Origin of the sequence: Streptomyces sp. NPDC090108, from assembly GCF_044747185.1 — a bacterium.
In the GTDB taxonomy this organism is placed as follows: Bacteria; Actinomycetota; Actinomycetes; order Streptomycetales; family Streptomycetaceae; genus Streptomyces.
In genome coordinates, this window is record NZ_JBIVDQ010000006.1 from 331,236 (window position 1) to 345,323 (window position 14,088).

The 14,088-nt window shown below is 74.2% G+C and carries 15 protein-coding genes; 3 read left to right on the plus strand and 12 right to left on the minus strand.

The window, feature by feature from the left end; genetic code table 11:
* Positions 1 to 3: 3 nt before the first annotated feature.
* The 3 genes from ACIPRD_RS23065 to ACIPRD_RS23075 all read right to left on the minus strand — a co-directional run bounded on the left by ACIPRD_RS23065 (position 4) and on the right by ACIPRD_RS23075 (position 4,392).
* On the minus strand, positions 4 to 1,602 hold the full coding sequence (locus tag ACIPRD_RS23065) for a carboxyl transferase domain-containing protein (RefSeq protein ID WP_356404714.1): 1,599 nt from the start codon (positions 1,600 to 1,602) through the stop codon (positions 4 to 6).
* Positions 1,603 to 1,738: 136 nt separating this feature from the next.
* Positions 1,739 to 3,601, minus strand: a complete 1,863-nt coding sequence (locus ACIPRD_RS23070) for an acyclic terpene utilization AtuA family protein (protein WP_401565545.1) — start codon at positions 3,599 to 3,601, stop codon at positions 1,739 to 1,741.
* The gene (locus ACIPRD_RS23075; protein WP_401565548.1) at positions 3,598 to 4,392 is read right to left on the minus strand and encodes a TIGR03084 family metal-binding protein; all 795 of its coding nucleotides are present in this window, start codon (positions 4,390 to 4,392) and stop codon (positions 3,598 to 3,600) included. The genes ACIPRD_RS23070 and ACIPRD_RS23075 overlap by 4 nt, the downstream gene beginning before the upstream one ends.
* A 114-nt stretch (positions 4,393 to 4,506) precedes the next feature.
* Between ACIPRD_RS23075 and ACIPRD_RS23080 the strand changes: the two genes are divergently transcribed.
* The gene (locus ACIPRD_RS23080; protein WP_356404708.1) at positions 4,507 to 5,250 is read left to right on the plus strand and encodes a class I SAM-dependent methyltransferase; all 744 of its coding nucleotides are present in this window, start codon (positions 4,507 to 4,509) and stop codon (positions 5,248 to 5,250) included.
* Positions 5,251 to 5,486: 236 nt separating this feature from the next.
* On the opposite strand, the gene ACIPRD_RS23085 is transcribed toward ACIPRD_RS23080, so the two are convergent.
* The 7 genes from ACIPRD_RS23085 to ACIPRD_RS23115 form a co-directional block, all read right to left on the minus strand.
* Positions 5,487 to 6,476, minus strand: coding sequence for an EamA family transporter (locus tag ACIPRD_RS23085; RefSeq protein WP_401565550.1), 990 nt, complete (start codon positions 6,474 to 6,476; stop codon positions 5,487 to 5,489).
* A gap of 139 nt (positions 6,477 to 6,615) precedes the next feature.
* Positions 6,616 to 7,488: a JmjC domain-containing protein gene (locus tag ACIPRD_RS23090; protein ID WP_401565553.1), complete on the minus strand. Its 873-nt coding sequence runs from the start codon at positions 7,486 to 7,488 to the stop codon at positions 6,616 to 6,618.
* 167 nt (positions 7,489 to 7,655) lie between these two features.
* Positions 7,656 to 8,525, minus strand: a complete 870-nt coding sequence (locus tag ACIPRD_RS23095; protein WP_356404704.1) for a JmjC domain-containing protein — start codon at positions 8,523 to 8,525, stop codon at positions 7,656 to 7,658.
* A gap of 192 nt (positions 8,526 to 8,717) precedes the next feature.
* Positions 8,718 to 8,912 carry a hypothetical protein gene (locus tag ACIPRD_RS23100; protein ID WP_356404702.1) on the minus strand — a complete coding sequence of 65 codons (195 nt, stop codon included), beginning with the start codon at positions 8,910 to 8,912 and terminating at the stop codon, positions 8,718 to 8,720.
* Between the two features lie 113 nt (positions 8,913 to 9,025).
* Complete coding sequence (locus ACIPRD_RS23105) at positions 9,026 to 9,220, minus strand: hypothetical protein (RefSeq protein ID WP_356404702.1); 195 nt, start codon at positions 9,218 to 9,220, stop codon at positions 9,026 to 9,028.
* A gap of 120 nt (positions 9,221 to 9,340) precedes the next feature.
* Positions 9,341 to 9,841, minus strand: a complete 501-nt coding sequence (locus ACIPRD_RS23110) for a hypothetical protein (protein WP_356404700.1) — start codon at positions 9,839 to 9,841, stop codon at positions 9,341 to 9,343.
* A 345-nt stretch (positions 9,842 to 10,186) separates the two neighbouring features.
* Positions 10,187 to 11,194: a helix-turn-helix transcriptional regulator gene (locus ACIPRD_RS23115; RefSeq protein WP_356404698.1), complete on the minus strand. Its 1,008-nt coding sequence runs from the start codon at positions 11,192 to 11,194 to the stop codon at positions 10,187 to 10,189.
* Between the two features lie 201 nt (positions 11,195 to 11,395).
* Between ACIPRD_RS23115 and ACIPRD_RS23120 the strand changes: the two genes are divergently transcribed.
* The gene (locus tag ACIPRD_RS23120; protein ID WP_356404696.1) at positions 11,396 to 11,590 is read left to right on the plus strand and encodes a hypothetical protein; all 195 of its coding nucleotides are present in this window, start codon (positions 11,396 to 11,398) and stop codon (positions 11,588 to 11,590) included.
* A 65-nt stretch (positions 11,591 to 11,655) separates the two neighbouring features.
* On the plus strand, positions 11,656 to 11,901 hold the full coding sequence (locus ACIPRD_RS23125; RefSeq protein WP_356404694.1) for a helix-turn-helix transcriptional regulator: 246 nt from the start codon (positions 11,656 to 11,658) through the stop codon (positions 11,899 to 11,901).
* A gap of 88 nt (positions 11,902 to 11,989) precedes the next feature.
* Here ACIPRD_RS23125 and ACIPRD_RS23130 read toward each other — a convergent pair whose 3' ends face one another.
* A complete protein-coding gene (locus tag ACIPRD_RS23130; RefSeq protein ID WP_401565559.1) occupies positions 11,990 to 13,111 on the minus strand; it encodes a lipid II:glycine glycyltransferase FemX in 1,122 nt (373 codons plus the stop codon).
* Between the two features lie 139 nt (positions 13,112 to 13,250).
* A complete protein-coding gene (locus tag ACIPRD_RS23135; protein WP_401565803.1) occupies positions 13,251 to 14,048 on the minus strand; it encodes a metallophosphoesterase family protein in 798 nt (265 codons plus the stop codon).
* Positions 14,049 to 14,088 lie beyond the last annotated feature (40 nt).

The window sequence follows — 14,088 nt, forward strand, 5'->3', positions numbered from 1 at the left end:
GCCTCACATCCGGAAGACGCCGAAGCCGCCACGGGCGCCCTCGTAGGGGGCGGTGTGGAGCGCGGACAGGCACAGGCCGAGAACGGTGCGGGTGTCGCGGGGGTCGATGACGCCGTCGTCGTACAGCCGCCCGGAGAGGAACACCGGCAGCGACTCGGCCTCGATCTGCTGCTCCACCATGGCGCGCAGGGCCGCGTCCGCGTCCTCGTCGTAAGGCTGCCCCTTCGCCGCCGCCGACTGCCTCGCCACGATCGACAGCACGCCGGCGAGCTGCTGCGGGCCCATCACGGCCGACTTGGCGCTGGGCCAGGCGAACAGGAAGCGGGGGTCGTAGGCGCGGCCGCACATGCCGTAGTGCCCGGCGCCGTAGGAGGCGCCCATGAGGACGGAGAGGTGGGGCACCTTCGAGTTGGAGACGGCGTTGATCATCATCGCGCCGTGCTTGATGATCCCGCCCTGCTCGTACTCCCTGCCGACCATGTAGCCGGTGGTGTTGTGCAGGAAGAGCAGCGGGATGTCGCGCTGGTTGGCCAGCTGGATGAACTGGGCGGCCTTCTGCGACTCGGCGCTGAACAGGACGCCCCGGGCGTTGGCGAGGACGCCGACCGGGTAGCCGTGCAGGGCCGCCCAGCCGGTGACCAGGCTCGTGCCGTACAGCGGCTTGAACTCGTCGAAGTCGGAGCCGTCGACCAGGCGGGCGATGACCTCGCGCGGGTCGAAGGGGGTCTTCAGGTCGCCGGGGACGATGCCGAGCAGGTCCTCCGGGTCGTATTTCGGCGGCTCGGCCGGGCCCGGATCCTGGTACGCCTTGCGGTGGTTCAGGCGGGCGATCACCCGGCGCGCCTGCCGCAGCGCGTCCGGCTCGTCCACGGCGAAGTAGTCGGCGAGGCCCGACACGCGGGCGTGCATCTCGGCGCCGCCGAGCGACTCGTCGTCGCTCTCCTCGCCGGTCGCCATCTTCACCAGCGGCGGGCCGCCGAGGAACACCTTCGCGCGGTCCTTGACCATGATCACGTGGTCGGACATGCCCGGTATGTAGGCGCCGCCCGCCGTGGAGTTGCCGAAGACGACGGCGACGGTCGGGATGCCGGCGGCCGAGAGCCGGGTGAGGTCGCGGAAGATCGCCCCGCCCGGGATGAAGATCTCCTTCTGCGAGGGCAGGTCCGCGCCGCCGGACTCCACCAGGCTGATCACGGGCAGCCGGTTGGCGAGCGCGATGTCGTTGGCGCGCAGCGACTTCTTCAGCGTCCACGGGTTGCTGGCGCCGCCGCGCACGGTCGGGTCGTTGGCGGTGATCAGGCACTCCACGCCCTCGACCACGCCGATCCCGGTGACCACGGAGGCGCCGACCGGGTAGTCGCTGCCCCAGGCGGCCAGCGGGGACAGCTCCAGGAACGGGGTGTCGGGGTCGAGCAGCAGCTCGATCCGTTCACGGGCGAGCAGCTTGCCGCGTCCGCGGTGCCGGGCGACGTACTTCTCGCCGCCGCCCGCGAGCGCCTTGGCGTGCTCGGCCTCCAGGCCGGCGAGCTTGGCGAGCATGGACTCGCGGTCGGCCTGGTGGGCGGCGCTCGTGGTGTCGAGGGAGGACGGCAGGACGGTCACGGCAGGGCCTCCGGGGTGAGCTTGGGGGCGGTCACAGCAAGGCCTCGGGGATGAGCTCGCGGGCGGTCACAGCAGGGACTCCGGGGTGAGCTCGGGGGCGGTCACAGCAGGGACTCCGGGGTGAGCTCGGGGGCGGTCACAGCAGGGCCTCGGGGATGTCCAGGTGACGGGAGCGCAGCCATTCGCCGAGGGCCTTGGCCTGCGGGTCGAAGCGGTGCTGGGCGGCGACCCCGGCGCCGAGGATGCCCTCGACGACGAAGTTGAGGGCGCGCAGGTTCGGCAGCGCGTGGCGGGTGACGGTCAGGCCGCGGGCCTCGGGGATCAGCTCCCGGAACCGGTCCTCGGTCAGCTCGTGGGCGAGCCAGCGCCAGGCCTCGTCGGTCCGGACCCACACGCCCACGTTGGCGTTCCCGCCCTTGTCGCCGCTGCGGGCCCCGGCGAGGAGGCCGAGGGGCGCGCGGCGGGTGGGGCCGCCCGGCGGGAGGGGCTCGGGAAGGGGCGCCGGGGGCGGGCCGTCGGTGGGGGTGCCGTCGGCGTCGGCTCGGTCGGTGGAGACGGGGGTGGCGTCGGCTCGGTCGGCGAGGGTGGCGGAGGTGGCGTCGGCGGAGGCGGGGGCAGAGGTGCGGTCGGCGGAGGGGGTGCCATCGGCGCCGGTGGATACGACGCCGGTGGATTCGGCAGCGGTCGCTTCGGGGGCGGTTTCCTGGGCCGGGGCCACCGTCACCCGGCGGCCGTCATGGAGGACCGCCACATGGTCGACGGCACCATGGGGCACGTACACATCCTCGAAGACCCCATAGGGCGAGCCCTTTCCCGGGGGCGCCAGCACATGGAACCCTGGGTAGCTCCCGAGAGCCAGCTCGATCGCCGCACCGATCAGCGGGCGTCCGACGGCCCGCTGGTCCGGGTCGCGCACGACGAGCCGCAGCAGGGCGCTCGCGGTCTCCTCGGTACCGGCGTCGGCGCGGTCGGTACGGACCAGGTCCCAGCGCACCTCGGCGGGCGGTGACTTGGCGAGCGCGTCCTCCATCTGCGCCCGCACCAGCGCCGCCTTGGCCTCGATGTCGAGCCCGGTGAGGACGAAGGCGACCTCGTTGCGGAAGCCGCCCAGCCGGTTGAGGCCCGCCTTGAGGGTCGGCGGGGGCGCCTCTCCGCGCACCCCCTCGATCCGCACCCGGTCCGGCCCGTCCTGGCTCAGCCGTACGGTGTCCAGCCGGGCGGTGACGTCGGGCCCGAGGTAGCGGGCGCCGCCGGTCTCGTAGAGCAGCTGGGCGGTGACCGTGCCGACGTCGACGAAGCCGCCGGTGCCGGGGTGCTTGGTCAGGACGCTGCTGCCGTCGGCGTGGATCTCGGCGAGCGGGAAGCCGGGGCGGCGCATGTCGCCTTCGCGGAAGAAGGAGTAGTTCCCGCCGGTCGCCTGGGTGCCGCACTCCAGCACGTGTCCGGCGACGACGGCCCCCGCGAGACGGTCGTACTCCCGCGGGCCCCAGCCGAAGTGGGCGGCGGCGGGGCCGGTGACGAGGGCCGCGTCGGTGACCCGGCCGGTGATCACGACGTCCGCGCCGGCCCGCAGGCACTCGGCGATGCCGAAGCCGCCGAGATAGGCGTGGGCGGCGAGGGTGCCCGGGTACGCGGCGGTGAGGTCGTCGCCCTCGACGTGCGCGACCCGCACGGGTATGCCGAGCCGGCCGGCCGACTCGCGCACGGCGTCCGCGAGTCCGGCGGGGTTGAGGCCGCCCGCGTTGGTGACGATCCGCACCCCGCGTTCGTGGGCGAGGCCGAGGCAGTCCTCCAGCTGGCGCGGGAAGGTGCGGGCGTATCCGGCGGCCGGGTCCTTCAGGCGGTCGCGGCCGAGGATGAGCATGGTGAGTTCGGCGAGGTAGTCGCCGGTGAGGACGTCGATCTCGCCGCCGGTGAGCATCTCGCGCAGGGCGTCGGCGCGGTCGCCGTAGAAACCGGAGAAGTTGCCGACGCGCAGCGGCGCGGGCGCCGCGGTCACCGGGCCGCCACCTTCGGCTCGCGGCCCTCGCCGGACGGACCCGCGAAGGCCTGCGCGATGCCGAGCCAGCGGTCGGCGTCCGGTCCCTCGGCGGTCAGGGCGAGGTCGGCGCGGTGGGCGCGCTGGGTGACCAGCAGGCAGAAGTCGAGGGCGGGGCCGGTGACGCGCTGCGGGGCATCGGACGGGCCGTACGCCCACACCTCGCCCGACGGTCCGGTGAGTTCGACACGGAACTCCTCGGCCGGGGGCGTGAGTCCGTGCACCCCGTAGGCGAAGTCGCGGGTGCGCACCCCGAGTCGCGCCACATGTTTGATGCGGTCGGTGAGTGGGCGCACCACACCCAGGGCCTCGGCGATGTCCAGCCCATGGGCCCAGGTCTCCATGAGCCGGGCGGTGGCCATGGAGGCGGCCGACATGGGCGGGCCGTACCAGGGGAACCGGGCGCCGTGCGGTGCCGCGCGCAGGGCCCGTTCGAGGGCGGCGCGTCCCTCGCGCCACGTGGACAGCAGCACGGCGGGTGCCAGCGCCGCGCTCTCCTCGGCCCCCTCGTCCACGAAGGAGCCGGGTGCGGCGATCGCCTTCTCCACCAGCGCCTGGAAGGCCCCGGCATCGGTGACCGCCAGCAGCGCGGAGCGGTCGGTCCACACGAGGTGCGCGATCTGGTGCGCGAGGTTCCAGCCGGGCGCGGGTGTGGGAAGCGCCCACTGCTCCGGCTCCAACTCGGCCATCAGCAGGTCGAGTTCTTGGGTCTCGGCACGCAGGTCGTCGATGACGGGCGTCGGGTCGGCCATGTCGGGGAGCATGGCAGCGAGGGGAGAAACAATCAAGCGTGCTTGCATGAATTCGTCGCGGTGCGGCCCGAAAAGGAGGCGCGCGGGCGGGCGTCCGCGCAGTACCGTCCCCCGATGGTCGATGAGGACGGTTACTTCGGGGAAGCGGTCGCGGCGCGGTACGACCTGACGTCGGCGGAGATGTTCGAGCCGGATGTCGTGGGGCCGGCGGTCGGGACGCTGGCCGGGCTCGCCGGGGGCGGGCGGATGCTGGAGCTGGGGATCGGGACCGGGCGGATCGCGCTGCCCCTGGCGGAGCGCGGGGCCGAGGTGCACGGGATCGACCTGTCCAGGGCGATGGTGGAGCGGCTGCGGGCCAAACCGGGCGGGGACGCCGTCCCCGTGACCATCGGGGACTTCGCGTCGGCGAAGGCGGACGGACTCTTCCGGGTCGTCTACCTGGTCTTCAACACGATCATGAACCTGACCTCGCAGGACGCCCAGGTGGCCTGCTTCCGGAACGCGGCGGAGCATCTGGAGCCCGGCGGCCGCTTCGTCGTCGAGGTCACGGTGCCGGATCTGCGGCGGCTGCCGCCCGGACAGGACGCGGTGCCGTTCCGGGTGGAGGAGGGGCGCCTCGGGTTCGACCTGTACGACGTGGCGACCCAGTCGATGAGCTCGCACCATGTGCGGGTGGCCGAGGACGGCAGCGCCACGCACCTCGCCGTGCCGTTCCGCTACGTGTGGCCCGCCGAGCTGGACCTGATGGCCCGGCTGGCGGGGCTGCGGCTGCGGGACCGGTGGGACGGCTGGGACCGGGAGCCGTTCACCGGCGAGAGCCGGCAGCACGTGTCGGTGTGGGAGAAGCCGGTCGGCTGAGCCGCCGGGATGCCTGCTGGTTGCCCGCGCTTGGGGGGGGCGCCCGGCGCCGGGAGGGCCCGTCCCGGCGGGCACGCCGTCGGCCCGGGAGGGCCCGTCCCCGTCGGGGCCTCGGGGGCCCGTCGGGCCTCGGCATACCCGCCAGAACTCGGCGGGGTGCCCGTCGGGCCTCGGCGTACCTGTCAGAGCTCGGCGGGGTGCCCGTCCGTACCTGCCAGAGCTCGGCGGGGTGCGCGTCAGGCCTCGGGGGCCTGTGGGGGCACCTTGTTCTGGGCCACCTGCGTGCGGACCGCGCCGATGCTCGCCGCGATGACCAGGCTGATGGCGGCCGCCTCCGCCGCCGACAGGGCCTGGCCGAGGATCAGGAAGCCCGCCGTGGCCGCGATGGCCGGCTCCAGGCTCATGAGGATGGCGAAGGTGGAGGCGGGCAGGCGGCGCAGCGCGAGGAGTTCGAGCGTGTAGGGCAGCACCGAGGAGAGCAGTGCCACAGCGGAACCGAGCCCGACGGTGGTCGGGTCCAGCAGCCGGGTGCCCGCCTCGGCGATGCCCAGCGGGAGGAAGAGCAGGGCCGCGACCGCCATGGCGAGGGCCAGGCCGTCCGCCTGGGGGAAGCGACGGCCCGTACGGGCGCTGAAGACGATGTATGCCGCCCACATGGCGCCGGCGCCCAGGGCGAAGGCGACACCTATGGGGTCGAGATCGCCGAAGCCCCCGCCGCCCAGCAGGAAGACGCCTCCGAGGGCGAGGCCGGCCCACACCGCGTTGATCGCCCGGCGGGAGGCGAGGACGGACAGGGCCAGCGGGCCCAGGACCTCCAGGGTGACCGCGGGGCCGAGCGGGATGCGGGCGACGGCCTCGTAGAACAGGCCGTTCATCCCGCCCATCGTGAGGCCGAAGACGATCACGGTGCCCCAGTCGGCGCGCGAGTGCCCGCGCAGGCGCGGGCGGCAGACCACGAGGAGGACCAGGGCCGCCGCCACGAGCCGCAGGGTGACCACGCCCAGCGCCCCGGCCCGCGGCATCAGCGTCACCGCGAGCGCCCCGCCGAACTGCACGGAGATCCCGCCGGCCAGCACCAGCCCGACGGGCCCGAGCGCACTCCGGCGGCCCGCCGCACCGCTGGACGCACCGCCGGGCGCGCCGCTCGGCACGGGCACCTCCGCCGCCGTGCCGGGCGGGGCGGGGGCGGAGGTCGGGGACGCGGGGGCGGTGCCGGGGAGCTTCACGGGGCCTTCCAGGGTTCGACGCAGGCTGCATTCATCACACTGCACCTTCGAGTCCACAGTAATGGACTCTCCCTGGCCTGGGAAGCCGTGCCGGACAGGGTGTCCGCGTTCTGGACACCCTGTCCGGCACCCCCTGCGGTCAGGCGTCCTGGCGCATCGCCGACCGGGTGTACTCGATCAGGGCTTCCGGCGTCAGCATCTCCAGCATCGAGCGGGCGCCGGTGAGCAGTTCCTCGGCCGCCGCGTGCAGGGCGTCGTCGTCGAGGGGACGGCCCGGCAGCTCCGTGCCGTCGGTCAGCAGCGCCTGGGCGAGGGCGTAGAGGTTGGCCGTGGCCACTTCCCGGATGGTGAGCGAGAGGTGGGCCGAGGGCTCGTCGCCGACGGAGCGGGCGCTGTGGGCGAAGCCTCGGGGGATGTACAGGACCTCGCCCGGCCGCAGGACGGTGTCGAGCAGGGGCTCGCCGACGTCGCCGTCCTCACGCTCGGGCACCCAGTTGCCGTCCGCGGGACCGCCGTGCACCCGCCAGCGCTTGGTGCCGCTGATCTGGATGGCGAGCACGTCGGCGTCGTCCCGGTGGACGGGGCGCCCCTGGGTGCCGGGCGGCGTGAGGAAGAAGAACGCCTCGACCTGACGGCCCAGCCTGCCGCCCAGCCCGCGGGCGAGGGCCCGCACACCCTGGTGCCACTGGTCGACGTAGCGCAGCAGGACGGTGGCCTGCTCGTCCCGGATCAGGGCGCGCACGTCCTGGCCGTCGGCGTAGTCCCCCTGCACCTCGCCGAGCACCACGCGCGGCCGGCAGAAACGGCTGCTGGGCAGGTGGGCGTCCTTCTGGACCAGCCCGATGTACGGGACCTTCAGCAGGCCGTGGTCCAGCAGGTGCTCGACGTCGGCGACGGACAGCACCTCCACCGGCGGCTCGTCGGGACGCAGCACGGCGGGCCGGCTGCGCCACAGGTCCTTGAGGAACACGTCTTCGTCCGCCACGCAGCGGCGCAGCCAGTCGTCGGTCATGGTGGGTCGCTCTCCGCCCGGTGCGGGCTGGTTCGGGCCGGGACGGCGAGGGGTCCGGCCGGGAGGATGACGGGGGTCAGACCTCGGGGACGACGGTTCGGGCCGCCGGGAGGATGACGGGGCCGGACCGCGCGGATGACGGCGGTCGGGCCGCGGGGGCGACGGGGTCAGGCCGCGGGGCGGCTGCTGAAGGCGTTGCGCCGGGCGGCGGCGACCAGGTCGGCGGGGCTGGTGGCGGCGAGGCGTTCGCCCAGGTGCTCCAGCAGGGCGGCGGCGGTGCGGGTGAGGGCGGCCTCGTCGAGGGGGCGGGCGGGCAGCTCCAGCCCCTGGGCGAGCGCGGCGGCGAGCTGGGTGCGCAGATGGCCGGCACCGGCCTCGCGCAGGGTGACCGTCAGATGCAGGGACGGCCCCTCGTCGGTGGCCCAGGCGGTGTGGGCGTACCCGTTGGGCACGTACAGCAGCTCGCCCGCGCGGACCACGGTGTCCAGCAGGACGGGGCCGGGGTTCTCCTCGCGCACGGGCTGCCAGGAGGCGTCGGTGGGTCCCGCGTACACCTGCCAGTGCTTGGCGCCGGCCAGCTGGAGGACGAGGATGTCGCCGTCGTCGCGGTGGACGGGGCCGCGCCGCTGGGGCTGGGAGTAGAACATGAAGACCTCGGTGAGGCGCCCCAGCCTCGCGCCCAGGCCCTCGGCCAGTTCGCGGACCTTGGGGTGCCAGTGGTTGAGGTAGCGCAGCTGGAGCGTGGCGTTCTCCTCGCGGATCAGCTCCCGCACCCGTTGCGGGTCGAGACAGCCGTGCAGCGCGTGCCCCGCGACGATCCGGGGCGGGCAGTAGCGGTCCTCGGGCACGGCACCGGCGGCGGTGAACAGTCCGGCGTACGGGGTGCGCAGGTGTCCGGCGTCGATCAGCTCGTCCAGGTCCTCCGGGGTCAGGACCTCGGTGGGCGGCTGCTCGGGCCGCAGCAGCACCGGTCCCTGGCGCCACTGGGTGCGCAGGAAGTGGTCGGGGTCCGGGAAGCACCGTTCGAGCCAGTCCATGATCCGTCAACTCGCTTGTCTTGTAGGGGTGGTGTCACGAACGGCCGCGGACTCGGCGCGACCGGGAGGCGTAGCGGTCGGGGGCTCAGCGCGGCGCGGGGGTGCGTCGCGGCCGAGGGCGGGTCCGCCGGCCGGGGTGCCGGCGGACCCGCGGGCCCGGATGGATCGGATGGAGCGGAAGGTCCAGCCGGATCAGATGACGTCGGGGTAGCAGCCGCCGCAGGCGTCCGGGGTGATCGGACCGGACGACGCGGCGGTCGCGGGCTGCGGGGAGGCCTGCGCGGCGGCGGCGGGACCGAAGACCGCACCACCGATCGCCGCGGCGACCGCCACGGACAGACCCGCACGACGAACGACACCCGCGAGCTTGGTGACCTCGATGTCCATGGAACAACCTCTTTCTTGTGATGGTGAGTTGAGGAACAGCAGGGTGGAGCAGCCGGACGCGGACCCCCGGAACCGCCGGACGGCGGGGCGGGCACGCGGTCGGGGGAACCGGATCAGATGACGTCGGGGTAGCAACCGCCGCAGGCGTCCGGGGTGATCGGACCGGACGACGCGGCGGTCGCGGGCTGCGGGGAGGCCTGCGCGGCGGCGGCCGGACCGAAGACCGCACCACCGATCGCCGCGGCGACCGCCACGGACAGACCCGCACGACGAACGACACCCGCGAGCTTGGTGACCTCGATGTCCATGGAACAACCTCTTTCTTGTGATGGTGAGTTGAGGAACAGCAGGGAAAGGCAGGGTGGAGCGGCCGGACACCCGGGATCGCCGGACGGCGGATCGGGCACCGGAGGTTCGGGGAGGGGCGCTCAGCGCGGCCGGCCACACACCGGGGTGTCGGGGTCGCCGGACGAGAGGTGCAGGACCACGGGCCGCACGGCGGTCCGCCGGTCCAGCGTGTAACTCCACTGGCGGGGCAGCAGCAGACACTGCCCGCCGCGCAGACGCACGGCCGTCGACCGGGAGCCGGGACCGGACGGCCGGGCGAGCAGGACATCGCTCGCGGCCCGCCGCTGGAGCAGCAGCACGTCGTGACCGGCCGGCCCGGACGGGCCGCCCTGTCCGCGGTCGTGCCCGGGGGCGGACGACGCGATGCGCACCGTACGGTCGAGCAGCGGGCGCAGCGCGTGGGCCAGGGCCCTCGCCGCGTCCTGGGGTGCCGGGTCACTGCCGACGGGCGGTTCGTACTCCGTCCACAGCAGCGCCGGCCCCCGGCCGAGATGGGCGCGGATGAAGCCGGCCACCTCACGCATCGGGTCGCCGTGTCCGGTCGTCCCGCCGGGTTCCTGTTCCCACTGCATGGCCGTCACCTCCGCTCCTCGTCCCGTCCCGCTCCGGTTCTCCCGTTCGCTGGTATGAATCCTGCTGCGACGACGGCATGACGGAAAGTCACGAACGACCGGTACCGGGGCCCCGGTCACGAACCTCCGTGACACGCGAATCCGTCCGGGGCAGGGGCGGAGGCGGGTCCGGGGGCGGGGCGGAGCGGAGCGGGGCCAGGGGCGCGGGCGGGGGCGGGGGCGGGGGCGGGGTTACGGCTGCGGCTGCGGCTGCGGCTGCGGCTGCGGCTGCGGCTGCGGCTGCGGCTGCGGCTGCGGCTGCGGCTGCGGGACGGAAGCGCCCGGGGGACGGGCGGCCGCGCGGCCCCGGCGGGCTCAGTCGTCGAGCAGGCCGGCGCGCATCGCGGCGGCCCCGGCCTGGAAGCGGCTCTCGGCGCCGAGCTGTTCCATGATGTCGGCGATGTGGCGGCGCGCCGTCCGCAGGGACAGGCCCACCCGGCGCGCGATCGCCTCGTCCTTCAGGCCGGCCGCCAGCAGGCGGAGGATGGTGCGGTCGATCTCCTGCGCGACGAGCTCCAGCCCCTCCTCCGCGGCCGAGACGAACGGCTGCGCCAGCGCCCAGGTCTGCTCGAAGACCTCGCACAGATAGGCCACCAGGGCTTCCTGCCGTACGACCACCGCACCCCAGGAACCGTCGTTGAGCGGGACGAAGGCCGTCTCGCGGTCGAAGACGATGAGGCGGCCGAACAGCTGGTGCGCGGTCCGGTACTCGGCGCCCAGCTCGGACGCCGCCTCCACGTAGGCCTGGCTGGGGCCGTTGAAGCGCGCCGTGTGGTGATACAGGGTGCGCATCCGCACGCCCCGGGAGAGCAGCGCGTGGTCGCGGCGCAGCGCCTCCTGCATGGCCTCGGGAACGCGGGAGCCGCCCGGCTGGCTGGCCAGCACCTCGCTGGTGCACTCCGCGGACGCCCGCTCCAACGCCGCGCGTACGTCGGGCAGATGAGTGATGACCTCGACCCCCTGCCCGGGCGCGTGGTCCCGGGCGGCGTCGAGATAGTGGGGCAGGAAGGCGGCCGTGCGGGCCCGGCTGCGCGCCATCTCCGCCTGGGAACGCGCTATCAGGGCCTCGATGGGGGCGCAGGCGGCGTCGGCCGCGGCCTGCGGCTCCCGCGCGTGGATCCGGGCGGGGTCCTGGGGATCTGGACGGACGAGGTGCCAGTCGGTCAGCCTGGCCAGCGACTCCTTCGCGGCCCGCGGATCGAGCCCGAGCCGTTCGAGGTGCGCGGCGAGGGCGTCGGGGTCCGCACGGCCGTGCTCCACCACCCAGGCGTAGGCCGCGGCGTCGACCGGGTCGGGAGCGGCATCCACCGTCTGACCCGCCATATCGATCGAGATGCCCACTTTGTCCCCCAGTCATCTTGCTGCCAGCGAAGTTGGTGAGGTGGGCACGGCATGGAATTCCGCCTCCCCTGGTCGACATGCTAGGTGCACGCCGCCGGGGCGTTGTGGATCACTCGCTGGTCCGCGTTCCGGTGGCCGCGTACCACCCGTATCCGCACCGGTCTTCGTTCTGGAGGACGTCCCATGAAGCGCCTGCTCGCCCTCTCCGCCCTGCTCGCCGCCCTGCTCGGCGGCACGGCCTCCGTCCTGGCCACGACCGGACAGCACGGCCGGGACGGCCTGACGAGCATCGCGGCCGGGGACGACGGCCAGGTCAGCGCGTACGACACCGCCTGGGGCGGCAGCTGCGACCTCCCGCTCTGCAAGCCCCTGACGTGAGAACCGCCCGCCGACACCACCGCCCCGCCGCCCCGCCACCGGCCCTACGCCAAGGAGACGCCCCGATGTCCCGAGCAATCGCCGACGCCCCCGCCGAAACGGTGTTCAGCCCCCGGGAGCTGCAGATCCTGGAACTCCTCGTCCAGGGGGCCGGCTACGCGGCCATCGCCCGCCGGCTCCAGCTGAGCCGGCACACCGTGGACACCTACCTGCGGCGCATCCGGGCCAAGACCGGCGCGACCAACCAGGTCCAGCTGGCGGTCGTCGCCTGCCGGGTCCACGGAGTGCCCGCCGCGGGACCGTCCCGGTGAGACGGCGGGGCCCACAAGACGCCCGGGACCGGCGTGACGCACCGGACGCGCGCGAGGCGCGGGGGCGGGACGCGCCGGGGCGGGACGCTCAGCGGCGGGCCATGTAGATCTCGAACGCCTTGTGCAGCAGGCGGTTGATCGGGTAGTCCCACTCGCCCACGTACTCCACCGCCTCGCCGCCCGCGCCCACCTTGAAGCGGAGCAGTCCGAGCAGGTGGTTCGACTCCTCCAGGGTGTCGGTGATACCGCGGAAGTCGTAGACGTGGGCGCCCAGTTCGTGGGCGTCGGCCATCATCCGCCACTGCATGGCGTTGTTGGGCTGGACCTCGCGCCTGCGGCTGGTGGAGGCGCCGTAGGAGTACCAGACGTGGCCACCGACGATCAGCATCGTCGCCGCGGCCAGCACCTCGCCGTCGTGCCGGGCCAGGTACAGCCGCATCCGGTCCGGGTCCTCGGCGGCCAGCGCCGTCCACATGCGCTGGAAGTACGGCAGCGGGCGCGGGACGAACCGGTCGCGCTCGGCGGTCTCCTGGTAGAGGCCGTAGAAGACGGGCAGATCGTCGTAGCCCCCGCGCTCGACGGTGACTCCCGCCTTCTCGGCCTTCTTGATGTTGCGCCGCCACTGCTGGTTGAGCCCGCGGTGCACGTCCTCCAGCGTGCGCCCGGCGAACGGGACCTGGCTCACGTACCGGGGCTGTCCGGCCGCGAACCCCTCCTCGCCGCCGGGCCCGGCCTGCCGCCAGCCCAACCGGCTCAGTCGCTTCTCCAGCTCCCCGGCGCGCGGCTCGTGCGACGTCGCCTCGGCGTCCCGCAGCCTGCGCGCCGCCGGGTCGGCGATCGCCGCCTTGACCGCCTCGGGGCTCCACCGCCGCAGGACCACGGGCGGCCCCATCTTCACCGAGAAGGCGCCCCGGCGTTCGAGGTGGGCGAGCAGCGGGTCGAGCCAGCGCCCGAGGTCGGGCGCGTGCCAGTCGATGACCGGGCCCTCCGGCAGATAGGCCAGGTAGCGCTTCACCTTGGGCAGCGGCCGCAGCAGCACGAGCCCCGCCCCGACGAGCCGGCCGTCCGCCTCGAACCACCCGAGGCTCTCCGCCTGCCAGTCGGGCTTCACGTCTCCCCACGACGGCACCTGCATATGGCTGACGGACGGCAGCCCGGCCACGAAGTCCAGGTGCTCGGCGCGGGTGATGGGCCGCAGGGTCAGGGTCATGCGCGCACTCCTCCGGGGTCGCCTCCTGGTCACCCCAGGAGGTGTCTCTTCGATCTTCGTGGATCAGGCCGCGGCGTCCGGGAGAGACACCCCTCTAGACCCTGTCGTCAAACTCCCGCCTGCTCTGCGACGACAGGACCTAGGCTCTTTCCCTCCCGTCCTTCGGGCCCCAGGCCTCCAGCACCTCCGTGTCCGTCGCGCGGGCGTGCAGGAAGTAACCGGTCCATTCGGCGATGTCCGGGTAGGCGCACCCGGCGGTGACACGGGCGATCGCCGCCGGGATGTCGTACGGCGTCACGCGCAGGTCGGTGCCGGGGCCGAGGAGGCACCAGTGGGCGCCGGGGCGGCCGTACGGCATGCCCACGCTGCCCGGGTTGACCACCAGGCGGCCCCGCGCCAGGCGGACGTACGGCATGTGGGTGTGGCCGCAGACGACGGTCCCGATGCCGGGAGGCACGCCGTCGAGGACCTCGGCCCAGCGGGCCGGGCGCGAGTCGACCAGGACCATCTCCTCGTCGTCGCGCGGGGTCGCGTGGCAGAACAGCACCTCCCCCAGGCCCCGGACGCGCAGGGTGCGGGTCCGCGGCAGGGCGGCGAGGAGCTCCACCTGGTCCTCGCGCAGGGCCCTCGCGGCGAACGGGCCGATGGGGTCCGGGATCTCCGTGCGCAGCCCCCGCCGGTACTCCACCAGCTCCCGGTCCGCGTTGCCGCCGATCCACAGCACCCGCTCGCCCAGCCCGCACAGCAGGTCCAGCACCTCGGCGGGCTGCGGTCCGGCCGCGATGTCGCCGGTGAGGACGATCCGGTCGGCGGCGGCCACCTCGGGCTCCGCCAGCACCGTCTCCAGGGCCGGCAGCACCCCGTGGATGTCGGAGAGCACCGCCAGCCTGCCGTACTCCTCACCCGGCCGGTCCTCCGCCGCCCGGTCCCGGGCCATCTGGTCCCCGCCCACTTCGCCCCCGCCCGCCTCACGCCCG

Coding starts and splice junctions, on each gene's coding strand:
- ACIPRD_RS23075 (WP_401565548.1), bottom strand. CDS start 4,392: ATGGCCGACCCGACGCCCGTCATCGACGACCTGCGTGCCGAGACCCAA.
- ACIPRD_RS23080 (WP_356404708.1), top strand. CDS start 4,507: ATGGTCGATGAGGACGGTTACTTCGGGGAAGCGGTCGCGGCGCGGTAC.
- ACIPRD_RS23090 (WP_401565553.1), bottom strand. CDS start 7,488: ATGACCGACGACTGGCTGCGCCGCTGCGTGGCGGACGAAGACGTGTTC.
- ACIPRD_RS23095 (WP_356404704.1), bottom strand. CDS start 8,525: ATGGACTGGCTCGAACGGTGCTTCCCGGACCCCGACCACTTCCTGCGC.
- ACIPRD_RS23100 (WP_356404702.1), bottom strand. CDS start 8,912: ATGGACATCGAGGTCACCAAGCTCGCGGGTGTCGTTCGTCGTGCGGGT.
- ACIPRD_RS23105 (WP_356404702.1), bottom strand. CDS start 9,220: ATGGACATCGAGGTCACCAAGCTCGCGGGTGTCGTTCGTCGTGCGGGT.
- ACIPRD_RS23115 (WP_356404698.1), bottom strand. CDS start 11,194: ATGGCGGGTCAGACGGTGGATGCCGCTCCCGACCCGGTCGACGCCGCG.
- ACIPRD_RS23120 (WP_356404696.1), top strand. CDS start 11,396: ATGAAGCGCCTGCTCGCCCTCTCCGCCCTGCTCGCCGCCCTGCTCGGC.
- ACIPRD_RS23125 (WP_356404694.1), top strand. CDS start 11,656: ATGTCCCGAGCAATCGCCGACGCCCCCGCCGAAACGGTGTTCAGCCCC.
- ACIPRD_RS23130 (WP_401565559.1), bottom strand. CDS start 13,111: ATGACCCTGACCCTGCGGCCCATCACCCGCGCCGAGCACCTGGACTTC.
- ACIPRD_RS23135 (WP_401565803.1), bottom strand. CDS start 14,048: ATGGCCCGGGACCGGGCGGCGGAGGACCGGCCGGGTGAGGAGTACGGC.